The sequence below is a fragment of the Aeromonas sp. ASNIH2 genome (assembly GCF_002934795.1).
In the GTDB taxonomy this organism is placed as follows: Bacteria; Pseudomonadota; Gammaproteobacteria; order Enterobacterales; family Aeromonadaceae; genus Aeromonas; species Aeromonas caviae.
On sequence record NZ_CP026406.1, the window covers coordinates 633,659 to 654,318 of the forward strand.

General features: G+C 56.8%; 16 protein-coding genes and 2 pseudogenes. 8 read left to right on the forward strand and 10 right to left on the reverse strand.

From position 1 onward, the window contains the following. Positions 1-13: 13 nt before the first annotated feature. The 5 genes from C3F36_RS02905 to istA form a co-directional block, all read right to left on the reverse strand. Entirely contained in the window at positions 14-496 is a 483-nt protein-coding gene (locus tag C3F36_RS02905; protein WP_104454435.1) for a DUF4276 family protein, read from the reverse strand. Next, positions 493-1,599, reverse strand: coding sequence for an AAA family ATPase (locus tag C3F36_RS02910; protein ID WP_104454436.1), 1,107 nt, complete (start codon positions 1,597-1,599; stop codon positions 493-495). Before C3F36_RS02910 ends, C3F36_RS02905 begins: the two co-directional genes overlap by 4 nt. After that, complete coding sequence (locus C3F36_RS02915; protein WP_199769656.1) at positions 1,596-4,343, reverse strand: SNF2-related protein; 2,748 nt, start codon at positions 4,341-4,343, stop codon at positions 1,596-1,598. The genes C3F36_RS02910 and C3F36_RS02915 overlap by 4 nt, the downstream gene beginning before the upstream one ends. Before the next feature lie 140 nt (positions 4,344-4,483). Beyond that, complete coding sequence (gene istB, locus C3F36_RS02920) at positions 4,484-5,239, reverse strand: IS21-like element ISAs29 family helper ATPase IstB (protein WP_104454438.1); 756 nt, start codon at positions 5,237-5,239, stop codon at positions 4,484-4,486. A 14-nt stretch (positions 5,240-5,253) separates the two neighbouring features. After that, positions 5,254-6,795 (reverse strand): IS21-like element ISAs29 family transposase, encoded by a 1,542-nt coding sequence (gene istA / locus C3F36_RS02925; protein ID WP_104454439.1) that lies wholly within the window; start codon positions 6,793-6,795, stop codon positions 5,254-5,256. 126 nt (positions 6,796-6,921) lie between these two features. Here istA and C3F36_RS23555 point away from each other — a divergent pair, with 126 nt between their 5' ends. Further along, positions 6,922-7,173 (forward strand): hypothetical protein, encoded by a 252-nt coding sequence (locus C3F36_RS23555; protein WP_199769732.1) that lies wholly within the window; start codon positions 6,922-6,924, stop codon positions 7,171-7,173. Here C3F36_RS23555 and C3F36_RS24135 read toward each other — a convergent pair. Beyond that, complete coding sequence (locus C3F36_RS24135; protein ID WP_084202229.1) at positions 7,066-7,293, reverse strand: CopG family transcriptional regulator; 228 nt, start codon at positions 7,291-7,293, stop codon at positions 7,066-7,068. The genes C3F36_RS23555 and C3F36_RS24135 overlap by 108 nt on opposite strands. A gap of 208 nt (positions 7,294-7,501) precedes the next feature. Further along, positions 7,502-7,801, reverse strand: a complete 300-nt coding sequence (locus tag C3F36_RS02935) for a type IV toxin-antitoxin system YeeU family antitoxin (RefSeq protein ID WP_104454440.1) — start codon at positions 7,799-7,801, stop codon at positions 7,502-7,504. On the opposite strand from C3F36_RS02935, the pseudogene C3F36_RS02940 reads away from it, so the two are divergent. From C3F36_RS02940 to C3F36_RS02970, 7 genes and pseudogenes are all read left to right on the forward strand, one after another. Next, positions 7,791-8,267 (forward strand): annotated as a pseudogene (locus C3F36_RS02940) (IS630 family transposase); the annotation flags it as partial. The gene C3F36_RS02935 and the pseudogene C3F36_RS02940 overlap by 11 nt on opposite strands. A gap of 96 nt (positions 8,268-8,363) precedes the next feature. Further along, entirely contained in the window at positions 8,364-9,620 is a 1,257-nt protein-coding gene (locus tag C3F36_RS02945) for an IS256 family transposase (protein ID WP_104454441.1), read from the forward strand. A 152-nt stretch (positions 9,621-9,772) separates the two neighbouring features. Beyond that, positions 9,773-11,131: an NCS2 family permease gene (locus tag C3F36_RS02950; protein WP_042648085.1), complete on the forward strand. Its 1,359-nt coding sequence runs from the start codon at positions 9,773-9,775 to the stop codon at positions 11,129-11,131. Positions 11,132-11,369: 238 nt separating this feature from the next. Then, entirely contained in the window at positions 11,370-12,440 is a 1,071-nt protein-coding gene (gene dhaK / locus C3F36_RS02955; protein WP_043851210.1) for a dihydroxyacetone kinase subunit DhaK, read from the forward strand. A 9-nt stretch (positions 12,441-12,449) separates the two neighbouring features. Then, complete coding sequence (gene dhaL / locus C3F36_RS02960; RefSeq protein WP_075112818.1) at positions 12,450-13,079, forward strand: dihydroxyacetone kinase subunit DhaL; 630 nt, start codon at positions 12,450-12,452, stop codon at positions 13,077-13,079. 1 nt (position 13,080) lies between these two features. Beyond that, complete coding sequence (gene dhaM, locus C3F36_RS02965; RefSeq protein WP_075112817.1) at positions 13,081-13,797, forward strand: dihydroxyacetone kinase phosphoryl donor subunit DhaM; 717 nt, start codon at positions 13,081-13,083, stop codon at positions 13,795-13,797. Between the two features lie 161 nt (positions 13,798-13,958). After that, on the forward strand, positions 13,959-15,041 hold the full coding sequence (locus C3F36_RS02970) for a glycerol dehydrogenase (protein ID WP_104454442.1): 1,083 nt from the start codon (positions 13,959-13,961) through the stop codon (positions 15,039-15,041). Positions 15,042-15,135: 94 nt separating this feature from the next. On the opposite strand, the gene dhaR is transcribed toward C3F36_RS02970, so the two are convergent. The 3 genes and pseudogenes from dhaR to C3F36_RS02985 all read right to left on the reverse strand — a co-directional run. Beyond that, entirely contained in the window at positions 15,136-17,037 is a 1,902-nt protein-coding gene (dhaR, locus tag C3F36_RS02975; RefSeq protein WP_043850361.1) for a dihydroxyacetone kinase operon transcriptional regulator DhaR, read from the reverse strand. 178 nt (positions 17,038-17,215) lie between these two features. Continuing rightward, entirely contained in the window at positions 17,216-19,522 is a 2,307-nt protein-coding gene (locus C3F36_RS02980; protein WP_043850357.1) for a hypothetical protein, read from the reverse strand. A 153-nt stretch (positions 19,523-19,675) separates the two neighbouring features. Beyond that, positions 19,676-20,610 (reverse strand): annotated as a pseudogene (locus tag C3F36_RS02985) (IS3 family transposase); the annotation flags it as partial. Positions 20,611-20,660: the final 50 nt, after the last annotated feature.

The window sequence follows — 20,660 nt, forward strand, 5'->3', positions numbered from 1 at the left end:
TAATCATGGGTAATCAGGTATTGATATGCTCTGGCGAGTCAAACGCAGCACGAATGGCCTCCAGCTCAGCAACAGGCTCACCATCATCCAACCACTCGGCAAACTTGGCGGGGGCAGAAAAGAGCAGCGCTTCGAATTCATGCAGTAGCAGATTAGGGATAAAGTTGGGCTCATCGATATCCTGTTGTAGCGCCAGCTCTATCTGTAACACGCGTTGATGGGCATCCTGCACTTGGTTGTCTAACGCAGGAAAGTCAGTGGGCAAACCGTAGTAGTCGATCAAGGTGGTAACATAAGCCCCGTGATCTTGTCGACACAAGCGGGTGACTTGATGTTTTACCTTGCCATAGCTGACAATCCCGCCCTTATGACCCGGACTGGTCTGTGCCAGGATGGGGGTGAGATAAATGCCAAGTGGAGCGAAATAGGGCACCAGCAGATCGCGCACAAATGTTTCTTCGGTTTGCCCTTCTACGAAGACCAATACTCGACTCATGATTGTGGTCTCCCGCCCAACAGGTTTTTCTTCCACAAGTCACCAAGGCTGTAATCTTCTAACCATTCGCTTAATGACGCAGTCTCCAGGCGTTTGAAGGTTGAGGAGCCGCCTTGTTTATCTACCACGATCAAATCCTCGGCATCGAACTGGTTAACGAGCTCGACAGATTGTGTCGAAATAATCAGCTGATGCTCATGACTGGCACTTTTTATCAATTCAGCCAAAACATTGATCGCATAAGGATGCAACCCCAGCTCGGGTTCATCTACGATAATTGCGCTGGGCATAAACTCTTCTGGTTGCAACAACACTGTCGCTAACAGAATAAAGCGCAGCGTGCCATCCGACAGCTCACTGGCTTTGAAGGGGATATCGTGATCTTTCTCCGTCCATTCAAGCTGAATGCTGTCTTGGTTATCCGGCGTGGCGCGCAGGTAAAAGTCACCAAAATAGGGGGCTACCATGCGGATGGTACGTATTATCCGCTTGTAGTGGCTGGGATTATTTTTTTGTACCCGGAACAAAAAGGCGGCCAGGTTGGCGCCATCTTCACGCAGATAGTCATTATCGTTGATACGGTGGATCTGCTTGACCTTGGCACTTTCGCTGGTGTCATGGAAGTGGTAGACACGCCAGCGGCGCATGATGTTCAAATCGTGATCAAATTGATCTGATTTATATAAAACAGCCTGAGATTCAAAGTGGCCAGCCCCATCAAAAGCTTCTTCATATTTAAATAAACTATCGGAACCCCATGACAACCGCTCATGAGAGAAAATCATTCGATTGTCATTAGTAGGCTCAAGAATGAAATTATACTTCATATCCCCAAATGAAAAGTGGCCAGATAATAATCCACTCTGCTTTCGGCCAAAATGCAATAGCGAATCAGGTCCACCAGATTTACCAATCAGATATTGCAAACGACTATCCAGCATATAGGCTATTAGCTTGAAAAAGCTGATAAAGTTTGATTTACCTGCACCATTGGCCCCGATTAACACATTCAATCGAGTCATTGGCAGATCGCAGAAGGTGATAGATTTATAGCCATCTATTGAAATGAAACGGAGTTGGTTGCCGTCGCTAACACTCTTCATTTCGCTGCTCCTCTTTCTATCTCAACCAAACACCATGTTACCGCAAAGAGCTCAGTCACGCGGGTTTCGGTAGCTAGGCGTGCCTCAACCTCCTCCAACAGGCGATCCTCCTCCTGTTCAATCAGTTTCTTCTCTTCGTAATAATGCAGCATGGCGTTGTCTCGTTCTCTCTCTAACTGCTTAAGGGCTCTCTTGGCCTCCATCTTCTCCTGTAAGGAGGTCAGCTGCCGGGATGCCTTACGTGCTTCCTTGATCTCTAGATCCAGCTGTTTGATACGCAGGTCCAGAGCAATGCGTTTGTCTTCTGACCAGCGTTCCAGCTTCTCTACTTCCTCGCCATAGTAGGTTTCGTTATCCCGTTCCACCTCACGCTGGAAATCCCCCAGCAGTGTTTGCTGCAGATCTAACAGGGCTGATACATCGGGCTCTGGAATGACGAGTGGAGCCTGTGCTAACGGGAGTTGTAACAGTCGTTCGACCGTCTCGCTATGCAACTGATCGCCATGATGGTTAGTGGCTAATAGCAACAATTGTTCACGTCGCTGCGCCTCTGACTCAATGCTCACCTTGATGACTTTGAGCAAACCGCTATTACCTATCTGCCCCTTCACATCAACCCATTGTCCTTGCTCCGGAGAGCGTTCATAGACAAACTGAAGTGCAGCAGGTGGCAATGGAGCGGTCTTGGCTTGCTCGATCAATGCAGCACCCAGTCCATCGTGGGGGCGGAAAAACTCACCTTCCTCAATTTCCGCATTCTGCCAGTTCAGATTGTACTTGTTCCCTAGCCAGACAAAACCATCCATAGACTCACTAAAGTCACCATTCCCCTGTAAGGTCATACGCGCCAGCAACAACATCTTTTGCTGATAAGCCGTCAATTCCGCTGTTGTTTTGCCGCGACGAAGGTTAAGGCGGCGAACGACATCTGCATCGAAGTGTTCGAAGAGTGAACGCCGAGTGTCGCTGTTTTTGGCTTCCAGATGTTCCCTGAGTTCTTCTTGCAAAGCATTAAATTCAGACTCAATTTGCGCATCACTGCGACAACGCTGGTAGATATCATGGATCCGGCGTTCAATATCGACACCTGATTCGATAGAACCCAGCACTTCATCCGAGGCACCAAAGACGCCCTCGAAGAGTTGGAATTTCTGGCTAAGCAGTTCAAATACGCGCTCATCGGCGCGGTTGCCCTTGTTGATGAAATTGACCACGACCACGTCATTTTTCTGGCCATAACGGTGAACGCGACCAATGCGCTGCTCTACCCGCTGTGGATTCCATGGCAAGTCGTAATTGATCAGCAATGAGCAGAATTGCAGGTTAATACCTTCCGCACCGGCTTCGGTACAGATCATCAAGGTGGCATCATCGCGGAATTTCTCAACCAGAGCGGCTTTCATGTCTGCTGTTTTGGAGCCAGAGACACGGCTTGAACCTCTATGACGTTCAAGCCAGTCCTGATAGATCTGTTTCGACACAGGGTCGCTATTGCTACCGTTCAGCATCACGATTTGGCCGTCATAGCCTTGGGTGGCTAACATCTCTGCCAACCATGTTTGCGTCCGAACCGATTCGGTAAAAATCACTGCCTTGCGTGATCCACCTAGCTCAGCCGTTTTCTCAAATGCACGTTCGAGAACGCGAACAAGCGCATCAGCTTTGGCATTGTTCGAAATACTACTGGCAAGGCCTTGAAAATCCTTAAGTAGATCAATTTCGGCCTGAAGGGCTTGCGGGTCGATCAGCTCCTCGTCACTAATCCCTTCTTCATCCTGAAGGTCAGAGAAATTCTCATAATCCTCCAAGGCATCAAGCAGGGGCAGCTTTTGTTCCAGCCGTGCAATCATGGTCTGTAAAGTACCTTGAATTGCATGCGAAGAGGACGCCAAAATTTTACGAATAACCAGTGTCACCAGATGCCTAGCACCACTTTTGATTGCCAGCAGATCTTCACGCTGCAGGTACTCGGATACCTGCCTGTACAATTGCTCTTCTTGCGCTGACGGTCGATAGTCTTCAGTCATGGAATAACGGCGAGTAAAGCTGATCCCACCTTCTTCTTGGACCTGACGTCTGAGAGTTCGATTACAAACCTTGCTCAATCGAGTTCGCAGCATAGCCAGTTCAACCTGCTCAAGTTGCTGCCGACCATACCGAGCCTTAAACGAAGGTAAATCGCCAAAAAAGTGCGGATCTATGATGGATACAAGTCCATACAACTCCAGCATGCTGTTCTGCAATGGAGTGGCGGAAAGCAGGACCTTCTTGATGCCCATTAAGGCGTTATCAAGTACCTTGGCTGTTTTGGCACCATCACTTTTATAGATATTACGCAGCTTATGCGCTTCATCCATGACCACCAGATCCCAAGGAACTCGCTGTAGTTCCAACGCTTTCCGGGCGGCAAACTCGTAGGAACAGATACAGATTGCAGGCTGGCCAAAGGCACTTTCTATATCGAACGGATTGGCTATTCCTGCCTTTTTCGCCTCATTGAAGGACTTGGCCTCCATGATGAAAGAGGGTAGCGAAAACTTCTCTTCAAGCTCCTGGCTCCATTGTTTGCGCAAAGTTGCAGGAGCGATCAAAAGCAATTTTCGCCGACGCTCAGCCCATTTTTGCGCCAAAACCAAGCTGGCCTCGATCGTTTTTCCTAATCCAACCTCATCGGCCAGAATAACGCCATTAGACAAGGGGGATGCTAAGGCAAACATTGCCGCCTCAATCTGATGCGGGTTCATGTCCACCTTGGCCCCGGCCATCGTTTTGGTTAACGATTCTTCCGCCTTTCCCTCAAGGGTTGCGTATTCCGGCGAAGTTGAACAGCCATTCCGGCCAACGTGAACACCCTGATCCTTAACGCGCTCACGTCACCCCGTTTCTAACTCGAGTGTTCAGATTGGGTCAACTCACTTCTCCTCTTTCTCATCGATTCTCCCTTCAGTGACAGCCGGTGAGCGTTGTGCATCAGCCGGTCCAGGATCGCATCTGCCAGAGTGTTGTCCCCCAAGCTCGCGTACCACTCTTCCGTTGGCAGCTGACTGACCACTACCGTCGAGTATTTCCCGTACCGATCATCCATGATCTCCAGCAGGGCGTTGCGCTGCTCGGCATTCACCGCTTCTAGTCCCCAGTCATCCAGGATCAACAGCTCTATCCTTGCCAGTTGACCCAGCAGCCTGGCGTAACTGCCATCTACCTTGGCCTGGCTCAGCTCAAGTAGCAGACGCGGCAGCCGGTAGTAACGAGTGCTATGCCCTTGCTGACAGGCTTGGTAGCCCAGCGCACAAGCCAGGTAGGTTTTTCCACAGCCACAGGGGCCGGTAATGAGCAGGTTCTGGCCCCGGCGCAGCCACTCTCCTTGGGCCAGGTTTGCTACCTGTGACCGCTCTAGGTTGCGTGCTGACTGGTAGTCCAGCTCCTGCACCGTGGCCTGGAGTTTGAGCCTTGCCTGCTTGACCAGCCGAGCTTGCTTACGCTGCTCCCTGCTCAGTTGTTCGTGTTCGACCAGCAGGCTTAGCCGCTCGATGAAGGGCAGCCCTTCGTAGGTACTCGCCTGTTCAAGTTGTTGTTGCACGGCATCCGCCATGCCGGTCAGTTTCAGGTTTCTCAGGCGGGTCAGGGTTTGTTGGGTCATGGGGCGTATCCTCTTTAGTGGAAGCTCTGGGGGCCACGGATGTTCTCGTGCTCTTGCGGTAACTCTGGGTAGCTCAGCGGGCTTGCGGGCAGTTGGTCGCGGCCACTGGTCAGCACCGACTTGAGCTGCTTGAGCCGCACCAGTCCTTCCCGGTTAGCCAACTGGCAGCAAGCCTCGACCCGTGATGGCGGATACTCTCGACTAAGACTCAGTAGACCCAGGCAGAGTCGGTATGCCTGCTCGGCATGGGCTTTTTCTTCCAGCCGTTCGCTAACCCAGCACAAGGTGCCCGGTCCGATGTCAGCAGCCCACTGCTTAAGACGCCCTGGCGTCCAGCGTTGCTGCTTGCTGTGACGTTCCGGCATGTGCTCAGGGAGCGTGCTCATCCCCGGGATGGTTTTACGTGGATGGCTCGCGACCAGCTGTTGCTGGTGATAGACCTGAAGCAGGGTATCGCCCGCATGGAGCTCCAGTTGCTGACCCACATACTGGTGCGGCACCGAGTAATGGTGCTGCTCATAGCTGACGTGATAGTCGATGTTGACCTTGACCGTTTTGATGGCGACATAGCGATAGGGATGCACCGGTAGTGACCCCAGTGCCGGGCGGTCCAACTGCTCAAACGCCTCGCGTCGGTTACCGGGCAGCTGCTTGAACGGGCGCTCGTTGAGCTCATTCAACAAAGCCCGGATGCACTGGTTGAGTTCGGCAAGCGAGAAGAAGGTCTGATGGCGTAGACGAGCCAGGATCCAGCGCTCGACGATCTGCACTCCCACTTCAGCCTTGGCTTTATCCTTAGGCTTATAAGGGCGAGCTGGCATCACTGCCACCTGATAGTGCTCGGCCAACTGCTGGTAGCTGGGGTTTAGCTCGGGATCGTAACGGCAAGCCTTGCTGACACCGCTCTTGAGATTGTCGGGGATCAGGAGTGCCGGGGTCCCGCCGAAAAACTCAAAGGCACGGACATGGCTTTGCAGCCAGTCCGGCAGTGACTGTGACCAGGTGGCCTCGGCAAAGGTGTAGTTGGACGCACCAAGCACGGCGACAAAGATCTGGGCCTGACGGATCTCACTCGTGGAGGGCGAGACGATGGGCACCGTGGGCCCGCAGTAGTCGATAAAGAGCTTTTCCCCCGCCTTGTGGATCTGGCGCATGGAGCGTTTTTGCAACTGACACCAGGACTTGTAACGGTCGCAGAACTGGGAGTAGCTGTAACAGCTATTGGGATAGCGCTGGGTGTATTCCTCCCAGAGCAGTTGTTTGGAGACCCCCTTGCGCTTGAGCTCCTGATGGACAGAGGGCCAATCCGGCACGACATGGCGGGCCGAGATGGTGGTATCGGCCTGCGGATAGAACAGGGCAGCCAGTCGGGCATCATCAAGCTCGGTGGGCAAGGGCCAGGTCAGGCCGAGCGCCTGGGCACTTTTGAGGAGTTTCTGGATGGAGCCAACGCTGACCTTGGTGCAGCAACTTATCTGGCGAACAGAGAGGTCAGCCTCCAGCCGCAGTCGCAGCACTTCACGAATTTTACGCATTGCAATCCTCTTGGCAGACATAGGCTCTTCCCTGGCAAAAGGGAGAGCGTATCAAAGGTTGTTAAATCAATGCGTTAAGGATGATTCCGGTGAATGTGAACAGTGATTCCGGGATGTTGAACACTGTTTCCGGAAAGGAGGGGCAAAGTGTTCAGGTTGAACCGGAATGAGCGTTCACATTGGTCCGGAAATGGTGTTCACGTTGAACCGGAATCGGTGTTCATGATCAGCCGGAATATGCAAGGGTCAGGTAATGGGCAAGCCAAGCCTGTTGATGTGGTGAATAGAATGTCATTCCTGATTGCCTTCTTGCTGTGCAGTTTTACGCTTGAGGGGGTGGAAATGCTCCTCGTTATGAACTGCCAGAAAATCCCCTACAGCTTGGCGAATAAGCCATGAGATGGACACCTCATTGCTTTCAGCTATCCGCTGCAAGGACTCGAGCTGTGAATGAGATAAAGAGACGGTCGTTCTGACGGATTTCATAGCGCCTAAGTCACAGAGTGATGCGAGATGCATCACATTACATCACGGTATCGCTCGGAATGACACTCCAGATAACAACACCATGATCTTTATCGATAAAATTGGCTGAAGTGTAGCCAATCATCATTCCATGAAAATCCAATTGAGACACACCCATGAGCTATAAGGAGTTGCGCCCAGACGTTACGGGAAGGCCAACTCGTGACCTTCCCAACGATTTACAATCGTGCAGATATCAGAGTTAGCTCTGGCTATTCCTGACATCAGGGGTCGTCCCCATGCTCACTGCAGAGTAAATACAGATATAGACATAGCCGTGGCTACCCAGGGTATCGGCTTCACAGGTGAAACCTGCGTGCTGTAGGGCGATACGCTGCTGACGTCGGGCATCCAGTTCGCCTGTCAGCAATTTGCCCTCCAGTTCTTTGATGATGCGAGGAAAGGCAATTTCCAGCTGGTCTATTGCCTCCTCTGCCCATTCACCTACCAGTGATGCCCGATCTGACAGAAAGTGCAGACGATGATGCAGACGCACGGTCACTGATGTTCATCACCTTACCGGCGCTGCTCGCTCGACCATCGGCCGTTGGCTTCGATGGTATCGAGATGAAGGCATAGATGCGCTAGAAGCCTTACCGGCTGGCCGTGCCCCAGTCTTACCTGTTGCCAAGATTGTCACTTTACTGGTGCTGCTCATGCAGTTTTCTCCGCAAGATTTTGGTTATCAGCGCAGCCGCTGGTGTACCGAACTATTGGCTATCAAAATCAATCGGTTAACAGGCCTCAATATGGCAGCCTCCACGCTCCGTCGATGGTTACCGCGTATGGGCATTGTCTGGCGAAGGCCCGTGCCGACCTTGCGGATAAAAGACCCAGCCTATCAGGAGAAAATGGCGGATATCGACGCTGCGCTGGCCCGCTGTGATGCCGATAATCCGGTGTTTTATGAGGATGAAGTCGATATAGACCTCAATCCCAAATTAGGGGCCGACTGGATGTTCAGAGCGAGTTATGGTGATTTCTGGTGTACGGAGGGATAAAAGGAGTGGCGTATCCTGCTGATTGATTCCTGCAAGAATCTCAATCAACAGAGGTGATACGCCATGAACCATTTTACCCTCAGAACCCTGCCACAACTAGAGGTCAAGGAGTCGACCGACCCGCTCACCGAGTTGCTCCGCTCTGGGGCCAGGGACCTGATTGCTCAAGCTGTCGAGGCCGAGCTTGCTCTCATGCTCGAACAGCATCGAGAACACAGGCTTCCTGATGGCCGTCAGGCCGTTGTGCGGAACGGTTACCTGCCCGAGCGCACCATCCAGACGGGCATCGGGGATGTCGAGATTAAAGTGCCCAAGGTGCGTGACCGCAGTGGTTCCGGCATCAACTTCACCAGCTCACTGCTACCGCCCTATCTCAAACGCACCGGCAGCATCGAAGCGTTGCTGCCATGGCTCTATCTCAAGGGGATATCTACCGGAGACTACCAGGAGGCTCTTTGTGCGCTGCTGGGTGACCAGGCCAAGGGGCTATCAGCCAACACCATCTGCCGGTTGAAGCAAGACTGGCATGATGAGCACCGGGCGTGGCGTCAGCGAGACCTCGCAGGGCGCCGCTACGTTTACTGGTGGGCAGACGGGATATACAGCAACGTGCGGATGGATGACCGGCTCTGTTTGCTGGTCATCATTGGGGTGACAGAGCATGGACGCAAGGAGCTTGTCGCGGTGGAGGATGGCCATCGGGAGTCTGACGCGAGCTGGACGGAGCTCCTCATGGGGCTGCGAGGCAGGGGGCTTACCCTCAGTCCCAAGCTGGCTATCGGCGATGGGGCGCTGGGGTTTTGGAAGGCGCTCGCCAAGTGTTACCCGGACACGGCACATCAGCGGTGCTGGGTTCACAAGACCGCGAATGTGTTGTCAGTGCTGCCTAAATCGGTCCAGCCAAAGGTCAAAGAGGCCTTGCATGAAATCTGGATGGCCGAGACACGGGATGAGGCCTACCGGGCATTCGACCGTACCCTGGTGCGGTTTGAGGCGAAGTATCCAGGGGCCATGGAGCGATTGCGAAAAGACCGGGATGAGCTGTTGGCCTTCTATGATTTTCCGGCCGAGCACTGGGTAAGTATTCGGACGACCAACCCGATAGAGTCGACGTTTTCAACGGTGCGTCTGCGCACGAAGCGAGCTAGGAATTGTGGTTCGCGGGAGACCACGTTGGCAATGGTCTACAAGCTGCTGGAGTCAGCACAGAAGAACTGGAAGCGGCTCAAGGGATTTGGGCTGCTGACGTTGGTAGTGAACAACGTGAAATTCAAGGACGGAGTCCAGGTAGAGGAAGAGTCAGACAGGAACGCCGCCTGACCCCATACACCACATTTGACAATAACTCTCCAATGAGGCTTTAAATGGAAAAGTTCGGGAAAATGGTGCCTGATCCGCTGCAATCTCGCCAAATTCTTGCTATTTTGCGCGCCATTACGCAAACGATTTCCTTCACACATTCAGGATGAGTTATGGCAACGCAAGAAATGACGGCCCGCACCGGCAATAGCGGGTTTCTGGACTCCTATTTCTCCATCACCCAGCGTGGCAGCACTGTCCGCCAGGAGTTGCTGGCCGGTTTGACCACCTTCCTGGCCATGGTCTACAGCATCATAGTGGTGCCGAACATGCTGGGTGCCGCTGGTTTTGAGCAGGGCCCCGTCTTCGTGGCAACCTGCCTGATCGCCGCCTTCGGCTCCCTGTTGATGGGTCTATGGGCCAAGCTGCCGATGGCCATAGGTTGCGCCATCTCCCTCACCGCCTTTACCGCATTCAGTCTGGTACTGGGTCAGGGACTGAGCATTCCGGTCGCGCTGGGCGCCATCTTCCTGATGGGTGTGCTGTTTACCCTGATCAGCGTCACCGGCGTACGCCAGTGGATCTTGGATAACCTCCCCTCCGGCATCGCCCACGGCACCGGCATCGGTATCGGTCTGTTCCTGCTGCTGATCGCCACCAACGGCGTCGGTATGGTGATCAAGAACGAAGGTGCCGGTCTGCCGGTTCAACTGGGTGAAGTGACCTCCTTCCCGGTTATCATGACGGTGCTGGGTCTGGCCGCCATCTTCGGTCTGGAGCGTCGCAAGGTGCCGGGCGGCATCCTGATGGTGATCATCGCCATCTCCATCCTCGGTCTCATCTTCGATCCGAAAGTGACCTGGCAGGGCTTCTTCGCCATGCCGAGCCTGACCGGTGAAAAAGGCTCGCTGGTAGGCAGCATGGATCTGCTGGGCTCCCTCAATCCGGTGGTGATTCCCACCGTGCTGGCGCTGGTAATGACCGCCGTGTTTGACGCCACCGGCACCATCCGTGCCGTAGCCGGTCAGGCGGGCCTTATCAACGAACGTGGCCACATCATCAGCGGCGGCAAGGCACTGACTGCCGACTCCGTTAGCAGCATGGTCGCTGGCGTGGTGGGTGGTGCTCCGGCGGCCGTCTACATCGAGTCTGCCGCAGGTACCGCAGCAGGTGGCAAGACCGGCCTGACCGCTGCGCTGGTCGGCGTGCTGTTCCTGCTGATGATCTTCCTCTCCCCGCTGAGCTATCTGGTACCGGCTTACGCCACCGCACCGGCCCTGATGTACGTCGGTCTTCTGATGCTGGGCAACGTCACCAAGCTGGACTTCAGCGATTCGGTCGATGCCCTCGCCGGCATGCTGTGCGCCGTCTTCATCGTACTGACCTGCAATATAGTCACCGGTATCATGCTGGGCTTCGTGGCACTGGTCGTTGGCCGCATCTTCGCTGCCGAGTGGAAGAAGCTGAACATCGGCACCGTCATCATCGCCCTGGCGCTGGTGATCTTCTATGCCGGTGGCTGGGCCATCTAACTCGTCCGTTTATTCCGGTTATAGTGAAGGGCCCCGCGGGGCCCTTTTTCATGGCTGTGAGACCGCTAACAGTTTCCCGCCCGTTTGCCCCGCATCGTTTCAGATTGAAACGCTGATACCCCCTCTGCTGTTTCAAATCCGAACCAAACCGACCGTCATTTTTATCCTTCTTTCTGTCGTTAGACTGGCTCCATCAACCATTTGCCCACCCGTGCGGTGGCAAGCCAAGGAGTGAGCCATGAAGAAACTGATCAATGCCGTCGATGCCGTGGTCCGTGAACAACTGATGGGGATGGCCGCCGCCCATCCCGAGCTCAAGGTACGTATCGAACCCCACTACATCACCCGCGCCGACTCCCCCGTGATGGGCAAGGTCGCGCTGGTCTCCGGCGGTGGCAGCGGCCACGAGCCGATGCACGGCGGTCTGGTGGGCAAAGGGATGCTGGATGGCGCCTGCCCCGGCGAGATTTTTACCTCGCCGACTCCGGATCAGATGTACGAGTGCGGTCAGGCCGTTGATGGCGGCGCGGGCGTGCTGTTCCTGGTGAAGAACTACACAGGCGACGTGCTCAACTTCGAGACCGCGGTCGAGCTGCTGCACGGCGATGGAGTCAAGGTGGGCTTCTCGTTGATCGATGACGACGTGGCGGTCAAAGACAGCCTCTATACCGCCGGTCGCCGTGGCGTTGCCACTACCGTGCTGTGCGAAAAACTGGTGGGGGCCGCAGCCGAAGCGGGCTATGACCTGGCCCATTGCGAGGCACTGGCCCGTCGCATCAACAACCAGAGCCGCACCATAGGCGTCGCCATGCACGCCTGTACCGTGCCTGCCGCCGGCAAGCCCTCCTTCACTCTGGCGGACAACGAGATGGAGTTTGGCGTGGGCATCCACGGCGAACCCGGTATAGCGCGCCGCCCCTTCACCGACCTCAATACCCTGGTGGATGACATGTTCAGCGAGCTGGCGGACAACACCCCCTATGGCCGTACCCTGCGTCACTGGGACAGAGCCTCCGGCAGCTGGCAGGAAGAGCACACCTTTATCGAACCGCTCAACAAGGGCGATCGGGTCATCGCACTGGTCAACAGTCTCGGCGGCACCCCCATCTCCGAGCTCTATGGCGTCTATGGTCGCCTCGCCACCCTGTGCGAAGAGGCGGGCATCCATCTGGTGCGCAACCTGATTGGCCCCTACTGCACCTCCCTCGACATGACCGGCATCTCCATCACCCTGCTCAAGGTGGATGATGAACTGATGACCCTGTGGGATGCCCCCGTTCACACCCCCGCCCTGCGTCGCGGCTGCTAAGGAGAACCCATGTTAAGCAAGCATCACATCGTCAACTGGCTGCTCGACTGCGAACACATCTTTACCGAGCAGCGTGACTACCTCACCGCACTGGATACCGACATCGGCGACGGCGACCACGGCCTCAACATGCAGCGCGGCTTTTCTAAAGTGGCCGAGAAGCTGCCCGCGGTGGCGGACAAGGATATCGGTCAGGTGCTGAAAACCACCGGTATGACCTTGCTCTCCTCGGTCGGCGGTGCCAGCGGCCCGCTCTACGGCACCTTCTTTATCCGGGCGGCGGCCAGCACCGATGCCTGCCAGAGCCTGAGCCTCAGCCAGTTGTGCAAAATGCTGAGCGACGGGGTCGAAGGGATCGTCTCCCGCGGCCGCGCCGAGCCGGGTGACAAGACCATGTGCGATGCCTGGTGGCCAGCACTGGCGGCCCTGCAACAAGCCCAACAGCAAGAGCTGCCGCTCAACGAGGCGCTGGACAAGGCAGTAGCCGCCGCCGCTGCCGGTACCGAGGCCACCATCCAGATGCAGGCCCGCAAGGGGCGCGCCAGCTATCTTGGCGAGCGCAGCATCGGCCATCAGGATGCCGGGGCCACCTCGACCCTGCTGCTGCTGACCGCCCTGCGTGACAGAGCGAGGTTGTGACATGATCGGAATCGTAGTTGTCTCTCACAGCGCCATGCTGGCGGCCGGATTGAAAGCGCTGGCCGACCAGCTCGGCAGCCCGGCGAAACTGTTGCTGGCGGCTGGGGTCGATGACCCCGACCACCCCATCGGCACCGATGCCATCGCCGTGATGAGTGCGATTGAAGAAGCGGATGACGGCAGCGGCGTGCTGGTACTGATGGACTTGGGCAGCGCCCTGCTCAGCGCCGAAACCGCCCTCGAACTGTTGCCCCCCGAGTTAAGCGCCCGGGTACGGCTCTGCCCGGCCCCCTTGGTCGAGGGCACCCTGGCCGCCGTGGTGGCGGCCGGTTCCGGCCTGACGCTGGATGAGGTGGCCGCCGAGGCGCTCGGCGCCCTTGGCCCGAAACAGGCGATGCTGCCTGCAAGTGCGGCGCAGGCCGCCACGGAGACAGCCCCCGTTGCCGACGACGGCTGGCTGCGCTGCGAGGTAGTGGTGGATAACCCCCACGGCCTGCATGTGCGCCCCGCCGCCCGACTGGTGGCCGCCCTCAAACCCTTTGCCGCTGAACTCAAGCTGCAAAAGGGGGACAAAGAGGCCAACCCCCGCAGCCTGACCCGGCTCGCCATGCTCAACGTGCGTCAGGGCGACATGCTCACCCTGCTGGCGCGCGGAGAGGACGCTAACGCCGCACTGACCTGCTTCCAGCAGCTGGCCGCCGAGCGTTTCGGCGACTGACGCCGCACGCCACTGTTTCAAGGCGCTGCACTCGCTCGCTGAGCCTGTGCAGCACCACTTTCGTGCAAGTAAAAAGAAGACGAAGGCGTCCCCGGCACAGCCGCCCCTTCGCCCCTGTAAGTTTTAAGAGAAGTCTTAATTCATAAAGAGAGGGATAAAATATGGACCGCATTATCATCAGCCCCAGCAAATACGTACAAGGCAACGGGGCCCTCGCCAATATCGGCAACTACGTCAAGGCGCTCGGCAGCAAGCCACTGATCCTGGCCGACGCCTTCGTCACCAAGCTGGTGGGCGATACCGTGGCCACCAGCTTCCACGGCGCGGGCATCAAACCCGAGTTCGACTGCTTCAATGGCGAGTGCTCCCGCCCCGAGATCGACCGCCTGCTGGCGCACTGCAAGCAGACCCCGTTTGACGTCATTATCGGCATCGGCGGCGGCAAGACGCTGGATACCGCCAAGTCGGTCGCCTTCTACCAGAAGGTGCCTGTGGTCATCGTCCCCACCATCGCCTCCACCGATGCGCCGACCAGCGCGCTGGCGGTCATCTACACCCCGGAAGGGCAGTTCAGCGAATACCTGATGATCCCGACCAACCCCAACATGGTCATCATGGATACCGGCGTGATCTCCCGCGCTCCGGTGCGGCTGCTGGTCTCCGGCATGGGGGATGCACTCTCCACCTACTTCGAGGCGCGGGCCAACAAGGTTTCCGGTTGCCAGACCATGGCCGGTGGCGCTTCCACGCTGGCGGCGCAGGCCATCGCCGAGCTCTGCTACAAGACCCTGCTGGCCGATGGCTACAAGGCCAAGCTGGCGGTGGAACAGGGGCTCTGCACCAAGGCAGTGGAGAACATCATCGAGGCCAACACTTATCTGAGCGGTATCGGCTTCGAGAGCAGCGGACTGGCCGCCGCCCACGCCATCCACAACGGCCTGACCCAGCTCGCCGATTGTCACCACCTCTACCACGGTGAGAAAGTGGCGTTCGGTACCCTGGTGCAACTGGTGCTGGAGAACGCGCCGATGGCGGAGATCGAGACAGTGCTGGGTTTCTGCCGCTCGATCGGTCTGCCGACCAACCTGCATATGATGGGGGTCAAGGAGCTGGATATGGCGCGCCTGATGGAGGTGGCCAAAGCCTCCACCGCCGAAGGGGAGACCATCCACAACATGCCGTTCAAGGTCACCGCCGAGGATGTGCTGGCGGCCATCGTCACCGCCCACCAGCTGGGGCTGTAACCGCGCCACCGCTGACCTTGCCATATAACACGGCCCCGCAACTGCGGGGACGTTTCATTTTCTACGGGCTGCTTGGCGACGGCCTCAATAACCGTCAGCCGTGATAGTCGGCGGGATCGATCTCGAGCAGTTTGAGCCGCCGCCAGAGGGTGGTGCGACTGATGCCAAGATGCTGGGCCATCTGGCTCACCTGCCCCTTGCAGGCGTGGGCGCAGCGCAAAATGGCCTGCCGCTCCAGCTCTGCAAGCGTGAGCAGCGGTTGCCCCACCACCTCGTCCGCCACCTGCTGATAGCCGTGACGAATGGCGGCAGGCAGCGCCTCAGGCGGGATCTGCCCCTGACCGGCATGAAGCAGGGCATGCTCGACGGCGCTGCGCAGCTCCCCCAGATTACCGGGCCAGGGATAGGCGAGCAGACAGTCGAGGGCCGCCGGACTGAACTGGCGCACCGGCTCGCGCCCCTGCGCCGCCAGCTGCTGGCTGATAAGGCCCGGCAGATCCGCTGCGCGCTCCCGCAGCCCCGGCAGCCAGAGCTCGCACGCCTGCAGCGCATAGAGCAGCTGGCGGCCAAACAGCCCCTCCTGCACCAGTTGCTCCAGCGGGGCGCTGCTGGTGGCGATGATCCGCACCTTGAGCGGCAGGATACGGGCCGAATCGAAGCGCTGGATGCGACCGGTCTTGAGCAGTTGCAGCAGCGCCGCCTGCATGGGGGCAGAGAGACACTCCACCTGCTCCAGCACTAGCGTGCCACCGTGGGCCAGCTCGAACTTGCCCGCCCGCTCCTGCCCCGCCTCGTCGGAGCCCATCAGCTCCAGCGCCATCCGCTCGCTTGGCAGCGCCTTGCAGTTGAGGGTAATGAGCGGCCCGGCGGCCCGCTCGCTGCCAAAGTGGATCGCCTCCGCCAGCTGGGCCTTGCCCACCTCCTCCTCGCCGCGCAGCAGGATCGGCCCCTGACTCTGGGCCGCCTGCCGGGCATAGCGCAGCAGCTTGCGCATGGCGCTCGATTCGCCCACCAGCGCCGACAGCTCGGGCACCGTCTGGCGCAGCTGGTGAATGGCCCGCAGCCGATCGACCGGGTGCAGCAGGGCGATAAAGCTGACCCCCTCCGGCCCCGGCAGCGGCTTGAGGCTCACCAGCGCATTGATAAACTCCCCCTCCTGCGCGCCGAGCCGCTCCAGCGTCACCTCCACATGACTCAGTGGCGTCTGCCCCCTGATGGCCAGCTGCAACCGCTGGGGCAACAGCAGATGCTGCTCCAGCTGCTGGCCGAGACAGAGCGCCGGATCGAGCCGCAGCCGGTGGGCCGCCAGCGCGTTGAGGTAGCGCAGCCGACCCTGCGGATCCCAGGCCAGCACGCCGTCATCCATACCATCGAGCAGGACATAAAGCTCACTCAGGTGGTGCTGGGACTCCTGCATCAGGGTTTCCATCTGCAGCAGATGGGCCAGCTCGCGCCCCGCGCTGACGGTGAGCGCCAGATCGCCGGCGCTCGCCTCCTCCACCTTGCAGATCAAAGCGATGATGGCGACCTGACGGCCATTGCTGTTGTAAACCGGGCTGGCGCAGCTGTGCCACGGGTGGAGGGTCTGGTTGAAGTGCTGGGGGCCGCTGACGCAGAGCGGTACTCCCTCCAGCGCCGCCAGATTGATGGCATTGGTGCCGATGCGCCCCTCACTGAAAAAGGCGCCGGGGCCAAACCCCAGCTCTGCCAGCTCACGCAGGGTGTCGGGGTGGCCGGTGCGGGCCAGCACACAGCCGCTCTCGTCGGTGAGCAGCAGAGCGCAGGGGCGCCCCTCCATAAATTCGTAGAGATCTTCGAGGGCCATCTCGCCGGTGGTGAGCAGGTCCCGCTTGCGCTGGCGCAGGCTCTGCAAGGTCTGCCCCTTGGCGCTGTGGGGCGGATGCCAGAGGGTGGCACTGGTCTGGTGGGCGCAGCGCAGCCAGGATGCCTGCAAATAGTCGGGCCAAGCGAGCAGCGGCTGAAGGTCAGATGGCATGGTCACAGCAATATCCGGCAAGATGTGAGCCGACCATTTAACCACGTCAGTGCCCCCGATTCAGTGACCTGCCTCAGAGGGTGGCAACCACAGCGCCAGAGATGTAGTCCGTAACACATGCATAACGGGGCCCTCGCGAGCCCCGTTGCCACATCGTTTATATCGCCTCCTTGGCAATTCAAGGGGCCATGGCTACATCAGCATCCACTTCTCGCAGGTACAGTGTTGTGAGTGGATCCGTGTCACTCCAGCGGCGAAATGTCATGATCCCTTTCACCGGGTCAACACTGTCAAGCGAAGTAATACGTTGCTCCCAGCAGGTCCACCAGGCACAGGGTTCCGAACCTATTCCTTTCAGGAGTACCAGAGAAGTCATGCCCCCCGCCTGTTGTAACAACAGGTCCTGTGTGCCGACACGCTGACCATTCACTGTCATTTTTTGTTTGCCAGAGGCACCAAGCCAGCCGTCGTTTGTCACCAGGTAGCCTTTGAACGCGGTGGTAAACAGAGGACCAGACAGCGCAACTTGGTCATAAACCCCCAATCCGGGCAGCTCAGCAGCAGTAATTTGTGCAAAACTCTTACCTTGTGCCAGCAGCGCGAGAACTTTACCTGGGAGATCGAGCACCTCTTGGCTACCCCACTCGGCATAGTTATGCCCTATCCACCACCCTTTCATTGCATCCCCATCAACTTTGTGACGACGCATGACCTTGAACTCTTGGCCAATATCGTCACGGTTGAAGTCATATCCATCCAGCGCAATGTGCTGCCAGGTAACATGGATCTGATGCTCGTCGGCAGAAACTTCTTTTTGTTTTGCTTTGTACTGGTGAAACAGGTAGCCATCCGGGTGCGTATCATCGATCTTGCGCAGCTGTTTCTCCTCATCCAGCAAATAGCGCTTCCCTTCGGTGGTTAACTGTTGCAGCCCATCTCCCAAGGGGACATGTTCGACTACAGTTTCGTACCAGTAAGGTAAACGAGTGCCAGTGTGGAAGTTGTAATCAGCATACTCTTCGAACGAGTCATCAAGAGGGTTGGCCCAGACAATTTTGCCAGACTCATAACGTGTCGTGCCATTTTGGCGGCTGAGCAGTGACTCTCGCTGATTGATGGTGCCATCAGCGTTCCAATCATTCTCATATGTGGTACGTACACCATCAGAGTCTTTAACGTAATGCTCCAACCGGCGGAAACCGGGTTGTCCCGGATTGTCCAGCTTGAACCAGTTACGAGTCGGGGCATCGGTTTTGTACTCAATCATCTCGATGTCGTGGCCTGTGGCATTGCCCGTTTTCGTCCACATCTGAACAAAATCGATAGTACTGTAATCCTGTGCTGCGAACTCAGCTCGCAGGTCTCGCCCTTCATTTATCCGGGTGGGATCATTGCACTGATATTCATTCAGCTCTTTGCAGTTGGTGTCCTCGTCAAAATATTCCACCCACTTGGTGTCATTCCCTACACTCAGCGATTGTCCCTTGAAGTTTCGCTCGCCATCCTTGTTAAAGTCATGTTCCCATTTGGCATAGCGCTCGATAGTTCCGTCAGCTTTACGTGTGGTCTCCAGGCTCCATGTGGTAGCGATCAGTGGCGTACCATTGTATCTCTCATAATCGTTGGCATTTTTATCCCAGTAATATTTGGTCCCCTGGCTTACCTCGACACCGCCCTCAGTTTTACGGGTGGAAAACTCGATGGTGAATGTTGCCTTATGAGTGTTGTAGTCGATTTCACTCTTCAGGGTGGGATTGCCCTGAACAGTGATTTGTTCATCCGTCAATTTGTCGTAAATAGCTGTAGCTTCACCGGTTTTATTGTTAAGCGCCAAAAGCAGGACATCCTGTTTGTCTGCCTCTGCTGGCAACGAGGCTGGCAGAGCATCGGCGATCACTTTGGCAATAAACAGTGCCCGCCCATCTCCCAATGCGACAAAGTCTGCATCCAGCATGGCCGAGGAAATGCCAAGCCTCTGGGCCAGCACCTCCCGGGCCTGTACCGGATCGTTATATTTCAGTGTTTCGAGATGCAGTAACGTGGTCAGAGGCGATACGATTCTTACTGTACCACTGCTGCCTGAGCCTGCAGGAGCAACCATAGTAAAAGCGGTGTCAACCGGTCCCCGTTCCAGATCTACTGTTTCACCGGGAATGGTTTCCACATACACATTGGCGCTCAATTGGCCTGGCTCAAGAGTGAACAGTGCTCTCCCCTCGCTATCTGACTTGGCAAAAGGCTCTGCTGCATCACGCAGGCTATTTCCATTAAGATCGACCCACACCAGAGCACCCTGTAACACACCATCAATTGCTCTTATCTGAAGCGTGGTTTTAGTCTCTGGTGGCGTTGTACTATCACCACTACTGTCTCCGCCACCACAACCGGCAAGTGCGGTAATGATGCTTGCTGCCAGCCATGATTTAGTAAAAAGTTTCATACGTCCCCCAGTCCCTGACTTTTTATATTGCTTGCTGTCATCCATGGCAGATACATCGACAGACCCCTTGTAATACTTGATCGGCCGCTTTAACGACTGTGTTGGTTATAGGCTCCTGGTGAACAAACCGCATCCCCCTATCGGGGGAGCGGTTGCGTGTGAGGGGAGAGAAAATAGCGGTGAATCGCCCCTGGTTTTCTAGACACTCTGTTGCTGAAAAATAAACTGCCTTTCAAACTCTACCGGCGACAGCCCATCATTGGAACCATGACGCCTGATTGGGTTGTAAAACATCTCGATATAATCAAACACATCGCTGCGGGCTTCGTCTCTTGTCGCGTAAATCCTGCGCTTGATCCGCTCCCGTTTGAGCCACTGGAAGAAGCTCTCGGCGACAGCATTGTCGTGACAGTTGCCACGTCGGCTCATGCTGCAACTCAGGTTGTGGGTCTTCAGAAAGTCCTGCCATTCGCCACCGGTAAACTGGCAGCCCTGATCCGAATGCACCAGTACCGGCTGCTTGGGCTTGCGCCGCCAGACGGCCATCAATAACGCATCAACCGCCAAGTCTGCCGTCATGCGTGATTTCATCGCCCAGCCGACGATCTGGCGAGAGAACAGGTCGAGCACCACCGCCAGGTACAGCCACCCTTCTTGAGTACGGATGTAGGTAATGTCAGTCACCCAGGAGAGGTTGGGGGCTGGCACCTTAAACTGACGTGCCAGCGTGTTTGGAGCAACCAGTGGGCTCTTGCCTCCATAATGCCCCTTGCGGCGTTGATAGCCCGTTTGCGAACGCAGCCCTTCCCGCTTCATTAATTTGGCCACTCGGTGCTTGCCGCAGGCTTCTCCCCCGTCACGAAGGTCGCGATGGATCTTGCGATAACCGTAGACAGCACCACTTTCCAGCCAGGATTGCTTGACCAATCCGGTCAGTCGTTCGTCCTCCCGCTGTCGTGGCGATACGGGCTGTTTCAACCACGCGTAGAAGCCACTTCGGTGAACCCCCAAGGTCTGGCACAGGGTAACGACACTGTACCGGTCGAGTCGGGAGGTTATGAACGCGTACCTTTCCTTGACTCGCTGGCAAAGTACGCGGCGGCCTCCTTTAGGATATTGCGCTCCTCGGTGACCCAGGGCGGGATCGCACTTTGTTAATGAAATTTGAACAGGCAGATCGTCT

Coding starts and splice junctions, on each gene's coding strand:
- istB (WP_104454438.1), bottom strand. CDS start 5,239: ATGACCCAACAAACCCTGACCCGCCTGAGAAACCTGAAACTGACCGGC.
- C3F36_RS02915 (WP_199769656.1), bottom strand. CDS start 4,343: ATGAACCCGCATCAGATTGAGGCGGCAATGTTTGCCTTAGCATCCCCC.
- dhaK (WP_043851210.1), top strand. CDS start 11,370: ATGAAGAAACTGATCAATGCCGTCGATGCCGTGGTCCGTGAACAACTG.
- dhaR (WP_043850361.1), bottom strand. CDS start 17,037: ATGCCATCTGACCTTCAGCCGCTGCTCGCTTGGCCCGACTATTTGCAG.
- C3F36_RS02980 (WP_043850357.1), bottom strand. CDS start 19,522: ATGGATGACAGCAAGCAATATAAAAAGTCAGGGACTGGGGGACGTATG.
- dhaL (WP_075112818.1), top strand. CDS start 12,450: ATGTTAAGCAAGCATCACATCGTCAACTGGCTGCTCGACTGCGAACAC.
- istA (WP_104454439.1), bottom strand. CDS start 6,795: ATGTCTGCCAAGAGGATTGCAATGCGTAAAATTCGTGAAGTGCTGCGA.
- dhaM (WP_075112817.1), top strand. CDS start 13,081: ATGATCGGAATCGTAGTTGTCTCTCACAGCGCCATGCTGGCGGCCGGA.
- C3F36_RS02910 (WP_104454436.1), bottom strand. CDS start 1,599: ATGAAGAGTGTTAGCGACGGCAACCAACTCCGTTTCATTTCAATAGAT.
- C3F36_RS02905 (WP_104454435.1), bottom strand. CDS start 496: ATGAGTCGAGTATTGGTCTTCGTAGAAGGGCAAACCGAAGAAACATTT.
- C3F36_RS02945 (WP_104454441.1), top strand. CDS start 8,364: ATGAACCATTTTACCCTCAGAACCCTGCCACAACTAGAGGTCAAGGAG.
- C3F36_RS02970 (WP_104454442.1), top strand. CDS start 13,959: ATGGACCGCATTATCATCAGCCCCAGCAAATACGTACAAGGCAACGGG.
- C3F36_RS24135 (WP_084202229.1), bottom strand. CDS start 7,293: ATGCATCTCGCATCACTCTGTGACTTAGGCGCTATGAAATCCGTCAGA.
- C3F36_RS02950 (WP_042648085.1), top strand. CDS start 9,773: ATGGCAACGCAAGAAATGACGGCCCGCACCGGCAATAGCGGGTTTCTG.